We start from the raw sequence: 6,864 nt of genomic DNA, 5'->3' as shown, positions 1-6,864 counted from the left end.
GTCAGCGCGTCCGGACGCTCGGTGAAGAGGAACGGCACCGAGGTCTCCGGCCACAGGATCAGCTGCGGCTTGGCATGGCCGGATTCTGGCGCCTTTCCCGACAGGCCGAGCAAGGTGGCGAAGATGCGGTCGCGAACCGAAGCGTCCCATTTTTCGCTGAGGTCGACATCCGGCTGCACGATGCGGACATCGACCGAACGGGTCGCCGGCTCGACCCGGGCGGCGAGCCTGGCATGGCCGAAGCCGACATGGGCGGCGACAAGCAGTATGAGCAGCGCGAAACCCAGGCGAAGCTGGCGGCGCGCCGCGACGAGAGCGGGCAGCGAAAAGACGAAGACGGCGAGCGTGTTCATGCCGATCATGCCGGTCACCGAGACGCTCTGCATCAGCAACGGCACCGGCATCGCCGCATAGCCGATGGCATTCCACGGAAAGCCGGTGAACAGGAAGTCGCGCAGCCATTCCGTCAGGCCGAAGCCGAAGGCGAGCGCGGCGATGCGGCCGATGTCGTTGCTCCAGAGCAGCCGTGCCACGACCGTGGCGAAACCGTAGAAGAATGCGAGCGCGAAGGGGATGCCGACCACCGCGAAGGGCAAGGCCCAGGCGAAGCTGTCGGCTTCGACCAGCAGCGCCTGGCCGATCCACCACAGGCCGGCGAGGAAATAGCCGAAACCGAACCACCAACCGATGGCGAAGGCTGGTTTCAGCCGCCCCAGCCAGCCATCGGAGGCTTCGCCGGTCGCGCCATCGATCAGCCAGACCAGCAGCGGAAACGAGATGAAGCAGACGGCGAAGAAATCGTAGGGCGCCTGGGCGAGGACCGCCAGCGCTCCGGCGAGAAACGCCACCAGCGCCCGCCGCCACCCCCACAGCAGAATTATCCGGCCGGCCAGGCGCTGCATACAGGCTTCCGAGTCGCGCGAATCACGGCAAAAGATTTATCAGGCCGCGGTCCGCGCTCCAAACATCGATAAGCGCAATCTGATGTTATCTGTGTTACCTGTGCCAGCCCTCGATGCTGAGATCATGGGGGCAGATTTCAGGCCTGCTCGGCGCGGGCGGTGCGGCGGCGGCGCTCGCCCTTCTGGATCTGCACGATGCGCACGCGCTTGACGCGGCGCGGATCGGCGTCGAGCACGTGGAATTCGAAGCCGGGGATGGCCTGCACCACCTCGCCGCGGGCAGGCACCCGGCCCAGCGTGTTGAAGATCATGCCACCGATGGTGTCGACATATTCGCCATGCTCGCCGGCAGTGAAATCCTCGCCGATCATCTTGGCGACCTCGTCGATCTCGGCCTTGCCATCGACGATGAAGTTGCCCTCGCCGGTCTGGGTGATCATCGGCTCGTCGTCGTCATGTTCGTCCTCGATGTCGCCGACCACCATCTCGACGATGTCTTCCAGAGAGGCGAGACCGTCGGTGCCGCCATACTCGTCGATCACCAGCGCCATCTGGGTGCGCGTTGTCTGCATCCTCCCCATCAGGTCGGAAGCGAGCATGGAGGGCGGTACGAACAGCACCGGGCGGATCAGGTTGAGCTCGCCGATGGTGCGGGCGAGATCGACCTGGGCGAGGTCGAGAAGCGTCGCCGCCGGGGTCTTGCGGCTGGTGCGTCCCTTCTTGACGCGAGCCAGCTTGGTGATGTGGGCCAGCACGTCGCGGATATGGACCATGCCGCGCGGGTCGTCGAGCGTCTCCGAATAGACCGGCATACGGGAATGGCCGGACTGTTCGAAAACGCCGAGAAGATCGCCCAGCGTCGTCGTGATCTCGACCGCCTCGATATCGGCGCGAGGCACCATGACGTCCTCGACGCGCACCTCGCGCAGGCGCAGGATGTTGTTGAGCATGGCGCGCTCGCCGGGCGAGAAGGCGCCGGCGTCGCTCGCCGTTTCGGCCAGCGCGTCCGCTATCTCCTCGCGCAGGCTGGTTCCGTTACGCTGCCTGAACAGGCCAAGCACGCGATCGAACAGGGAAGGACCGGCAGGCGATGGCTCGCTGGCGATGCTGCCGGTCGTGGTACTCGGACTCGAGCCCTCTTCCGTCTTTTCGGAAGGCTTGGCCGCACTGCCGGCGTCGGGGCGGGCGGCAGTCTCTGGTTTGTCGTTCATCGTCGTCCGGTCAATTGGTCTTTTTAGTTACGCGTAGGGATCGGGAATGGCAAGCCTCGCAAGCGCGGCGCGCTCGATCGCTTCCATCTCCTCGGCCTCGGCGTCGGTCTCGTGATCGTAGCCCAGCAAATGCAGCAGGCCATGGATGACGAGATGGGTGATATGGTTCGCCACGGGCTTGTCTTCCAGTGCCGCTTCCCGTGCGACTGTCTCGGCGGCGAGCACGATATCGCCCAGCATCGGCGGCAGCGGACCGTCCTTCGATAGCGGAAAGGCAGGGAAAGACAAGACGTTGGTCGGGTTGTCCTTGCCGCGCCAGCCGGCGTTGAGCTCGCGGATATGAGCGTCGTCGGCAAAGACGATGCTCAGCTCGGAAGCGCCCTCGATGCCGGTTTCGGCAAAGGCGGCAGCTGCGGCGCGATCGACCAGGCGCGTCAGCGCCATCTCATCGGGCCAGTCGCCGGCCTCAATCGAAATATCGATGTCGACGGGCAGGCCGCCGGGTTTCCTGTCTTCAGCCATGCGGCTTTTTCGTCAGCTTTCCGCGCCCAGGCCCCTGGCCAGTTTGCCGTCCCGGTCATAGGCCTTGACGATCTCGGCGACCAGCGGATGCCTGACGACGTCGCCCTCGTTGAAGCGTACCGTCACCATGCCGGTTACGCCGTCGAGGATGCGGAGCGCCTCCACAAGGCCGGACTTGGTGTTCGGCGGTAGGTCGATCTGGGTCGGATCGCCGGTGACGATCATGCGCGAATTCTCCCCGAGACGGGTGAGGAACATCTTCATCTGCATCGGCGTGGTGTTCTGCGCTTCGTCGAGGATGACAGCGGCGTGCGCCAAGGTGCGGCCGCGCATGAAGGCCAGCGGCGCGATCTCGATCACTTCGGCGGCGATCGCCCGCTCGACCTTGTCGGCCGGCATCATGTCGTAAAGCGCGTCGTAGAGCGGCCGCAGATATGGATCGACCTTCTCCTTCATGTCGCCGGGCAGGAAGCCCAGCCGCTCGCCGGCTTCGACCGCCGGCCGCGACAGCACGATGCGCTCGACCATGCCGCGTTCGAGCAGCATGGCGGCATGCGCCACCGCCAGATAGGTCTTGCCGGTGCCGGCCGGGCCGATGCCGAAGACGAGCTCGGAGCGCTCCAGCGCGCGCATATAGGCGTCCTGGTTGAGCGAGCGGGCATAGATCGTCTTCTTGCGCGTCGCTATCTGAGCGGCGGACATCTTGCCCTTGCGCTCCAGCGTCGGCAACGTCAGTTGGTCGTCGGCGGCGATCGCCATGCGCACGGCGCCGTCGACGTCGGACTGACCGATGTCGACGCCCTTCTGGAGAATGCCGTAGAGGTTGTCGAGCGCGCGGCGCGCCTGCTCGGCGGCAGAGGCCGAGCCCTTGATGGTCAGCTGATTGCCGCGCGAGCGGATGTCAACGCCCAACTTCTGCTCGAGCCTGGCCAAGTTTTCGTCGAACTGGCCATACAGGGCGCTGGCAAGCTTGTTGTTGTCGAAGGTCAGAACGATGTGCGCCATGTCGGAAGCCCCGGATGCCTGGTTCGGGGGCAAGTTCTTCAGTTCAGCAGCGCTCAACCGTCTCTCCTCATCTGCCGAGGCTTGTGGCTATGCATGTCGTTGTCCCAAACCCGCGGGCACTTTTGGGCGACATGCATCAGGCCAACTCGGCGAACAGGCTATTGTAGCCCGTCCTTGTGATTCGTACCTCGATAATGTCACCGATTTCGCCGGCCTTTTCATCAACAATAACCGGCTGCAGCCAGGGCGAGCGGCCGACCTTCTGGCCGGCCTGGCGGCCCGGCTTCTCGATCAGCGTATCGATGGTCCTGCCGACAAGGCTCGCGCCGAAACCCTGCTGCTGCTCCAGGAGTAGCGCCTGCAGGCGCTGCAGGCGCTCGTCCTTGACGGATTCCGGCAGGTGGCCGGCCATTTCGGCGCCTGGCGTGCCTGGACGCGGCGAATATTTGAATGAGAAGGCCGAGGCATAGTTGACCTCGCGCACCAGCTGCATGGTCGCTTCGAAATCGGCTTCCGTCTCGCCGGGAAAGCCGACGATGAAATCGCCGGACATGGCGATGTCGCCGCGCGCGGCGCGGATGCGATCGATGAGCGCCAGATAGTCGCGCGCCGTATGCCTGCGGTTCATCGCCTTCAGGATGCGGTCCGAACCCGACTGCACCGGCAGATGCAGATAGGGCATCAGCGCCGGCAGGTCTCGGTGGGCGGCGATCAATTCATCATCCATGTCGCGCGGATGGCTGGTGGTGTAGCGCAACCGCGCCAGGCCAGGAATCTCGGCCAACCTAGACAGCAGGCGGCCAAGCCCCCACTCCTCGCCGCCTTCGCCCTCGCCGTGCCAGGCGTTGACGTTCTGGCCAAGCAGCGTCACTTCACGCACGCCGGCTTCCGCCAGGCGCTCGGCCTCGGCGACGATCTGCGCCACCGGCCGCGAGACTTCCGAGCCGCGCGTGTAGGGCACGACGCAGAAGGTGCAGAACTTGTCGCAACCTTCCTGCACCGTGAGAAAGGCGGTGACGCCGCGCTTGGCGACCTCGGCGCGCTTCGGCTGCGGCAGGTGCTCGAACTTGTCCTCGACGGCATAGTCGGTCTCGACGATCTTCTCGCCGCCACGCACCCTTGCCAACACGTCGGGCAGCCGGTGGTAGGTCTGCGGACCGATGACCAGATCGACGGCCGGCGCGCGGCGGATGATCTCGGCGCCTTCGGCCTGCGCCACGCAGCCGGCGACGCCGATCAGCAGCTCACGTCCCATCCCGGCCCGTTCAGCTTTCATGTCGCGAATGCGGCCAAGCTCGGAATAGACTTTTTCCGCCGCCTTTTCCCGGATGTGGCAGGTGTTGAGCAGGACCAGGTCGGCATCATCGACAATATCGGTCGCGACATAGCCGTCCGCCGCCAGCGCATCGGTCATGCGCTGCGAGTCGTACACGTTCATCTGGCAGCCATAGGTCTTGACGAAGACTTTCTTCGCCGCCGGAGGGGCAGCCAGGCTGTCGGCAGCGATGCCGATATCGTTCCGTTCTGTCGTGTTCAGGTCCATCGGGCGGCTTCTAACGCCTTTCAGGGACAAAAAACAGACGATTCTGCGCCCTGGCGACGTGTCCCGGACGCGCGGGGGCGCGTCAGCGGCTCGGGCGCGGCTCGGCAAGCGCCGCCTGCACCATCTCGCGCACCCGGCTTTCCATCAGCTTTGCCGTCTCCTTGCGGTTCGAGCCCTTGGAGAAGGCAATCGGCTCGCCGAAATGCAGCTCGACATCGAGCGCGCCTTCGGCGAGCAGCACCTTGAGATGCGGCATCAGGTCCTCGTCGCCGATCCAGGCGGCGATCGGCCGGTGGCGGCGGCCGAGCGGCACGCCATGCAGCCTGGTGTAGACGATCGCCACCGGCTGGATGAACACTGCCTCCGTCGCCCCTTCCGAAATCGCCATCGAGGCGGCGCCGAACAGCGTGCTCTTGAAGGGCAAAAGCAGGTTGCCGTCGCCGGTCGAGCCTTCGGCGAACAGCACCATGGCGTCGCCATTGGCCATGCGGCCGGCGATCTCGCTGGCCTGGTCGCCCGAGCTGCGCTTGCGCTCGCGCTCGATGAAGACGGTGCGCTGCAGCTTCGACAGCATGCCGATCATCGGCCAGTTCGCCATGTCGGCGCGGGCGATGAACTTCACGTCGACCCTGGAGCCGAGCACCATGATGTCGGTCCAGGAGATGTGGTTGGACGCGACCAGCAAGGGGCGCCTGGCCGACAGCGCGCCCTTGACGTGGATGCGCAGGCCGAGCGCCCTGGCGATCATCCGGTGCCAGATCTTGAGGATGAGGGTTTCCGGCCACAGCCCGGTCTTCATCGACAGGATCTGCAGCGGCACCAGGACCAGCGAGCCGGCGACGACCAGACCAAGCGCCAGGAAAATCCGTAATTTCTTGATCATCAGCGCAGGCCCTGTCCCGGCGTGTCGCTAGCGAAGATCGCGGCGCATGACAAGCGCGCCGGTCGGGCCGCGCTCGGGCGATCTGTAGTAGTTGGCGCGCTTGCCGACCTCACGGAAGCCGAGCCGCCGGTAGAGCGCGATGGCCGCGACATTGGTCTCGTCGACCTCGAGGAACAGCGCCTCGGCTCGTTGCGCGTGCAATTCGCGCAGCACCGCGTCCATCAATTGCCAGCCAAGCCCCTGGCGGCGGTGGGAGCGGGCGACGGCTACGGTGAGAATCTCGCCCTCGCCTGCCGCCAGCCGCGCCAGCACGAAGCCGACTGGTGGCTTGCCGCCCTGTCCGGTTTCGCGCGCGGCATAGCCGAATACGGTGTCCTGTTCGAGCAAAGCCGCGAACTCGCCGTCGCTCCACGGCCGCACAAAGTCCTCCTGATGCAGCACCGAGACAGCCTCGCTGTCGGCAACCGTCAGCGGCTGAAGCGCATAGTCCCTGCGGCGCGGCTGAAAAAAGGGGATGCGCATCAGCTCTTTTTTCCTTCCGGACCATGATCTTGCCCAAAAACCGGGGCCCGCTTTTTGGGATCATGGTCTTGTCTTGGAAGAATGAAACCGGCCTGCGGCTTGGCATCGGCGCCGCGCAGATAGAGCGGCTTGGGCTTGTCGCCCACGCCCTTTTCAGCGGCCAGCCGGGCATAGACGGCGATGTCGGCAGTGGCGCCGGTCGGCCCGATGTCGAAGGCGCGGCCGGCCGAGGCGGCGATCTTCTCCGCGGCGGTGCCGGCCAGCACGGTGGACGTC

7 protein-coding genes and 1 pseudogene are annotated in these 6,864 nt (G+C 65.5%); all 8 read right to left on the bottom strand.

The window, feature by feature from the left end; genetic code table 11:
- On the bottom strand, positions 1–902 hold a 902-nt coding region (gene lnt / locus EOA33_RS03985), incomplete at its 3' end, for an apolipoprotein N-acyltransferase (RefSeq protein ID WP_127404993.1).
- 137 nt (positions 903–1,039) lie between these two features.
- Complete coding sequence (locus tag EOA33_RS03980; protein WP_127404992.1) at positions 1,040–2,113, bottom strand: hemolysin family protein; 1,074 nt, start codon at positions 2,111–2,113, stop codon at positions 1,040–1,042.
- 27 nt (positions 2,114–2,140) lie between these two features.
- The gene (ybeY, locus tag EOA33_RS03975) at positions 2,141–2,635 is read right to left on the bottom strand and encodes an rRNA maturation RNase YbeY (protein WP_126056676.1); all 495 of its coding nucleotides are present in this window, start codon (positions 2,633–2,635) and stop codon (positions 2,141–2,143) included.
- A 12-nt stretch (positions 2,636–2,647) separates the two neighbouring features.
- Positions 2,648–3,697: a PhoH family protein gene (locus EOA33_RS03970; RefSeq protein ID WP_126056677.1), complete on the bottom strand. Its 1,050-nt coding sequence runs from the start codon at positions 3,695–3,697 to the stop codon at positions 2,648–2,650.
- A 79-nt stretch (positions 3,698–3,776) separates the two neighbouring features.
- The gene (gene miaB / locus EOA33_RS03965; RefSeq protein WP_127404991.1) at positions 3,777–5,183 is read right to left on the bottom strand and encodes a tRNA (N6-isopentenyl adenosine(37)-C2)-methylthiotransferase MiaB; all 1,407 of its coding nucleotides are present in this window, start codon (positions 5,181–5,183) and stop codon (positions 3,777–3,779) included.
- An 82-nt stretch (positions 5,184–5,265) separates the two neighbouring features.
- Complete coding sequence (locus EOA33_RS03960; protein WP_127404990.1) at positions 5,266–6,066, bottom strand: 1-acyl-sn-glycerol-3-phosphate acyltransferase; 801 nt, start codon at positions 6,064–6,066, stop codon at positions 5,266–5,268.
- Between the two features lie 27 nt (positions 6,067–6,093).
- The gene (rimI, locus tag EOA33_RS03955; RefSeq protein ID WP_127282749.1) at positions 6,094–6,588 is read right to left on the bottom strand and encodes a ribosomal protein S18-alanine N-acetyltransferase; all 495 of its coding nucleotides are present in this window, start codon (positions 6,586–6,588) and stop codon (positions 6,094–6,096) included.
- A pseudogene (locus EOA33_RS40215) lies at positions 6,588–6,864 on the bottom strand (hypothetical protein); the annotation flags it as partial. The gene rimI and the pseudogene EOA33_RS40215, both read right to left, overlap by 1 nt.

This window comes from Mesorhizobium sp. M4A.F.Ca.ET.050.02.1.1, from assembly GCF_003997725.1.
Lineage (GTDB): Bacteria > Pseudomonadota > Alphaproteobacteria > Rhizobiales > Rhizobiaceae > Mesorhizobium.
This window is presented reverse-complemented; position numbering and strand designations above follow the sequence as displayed.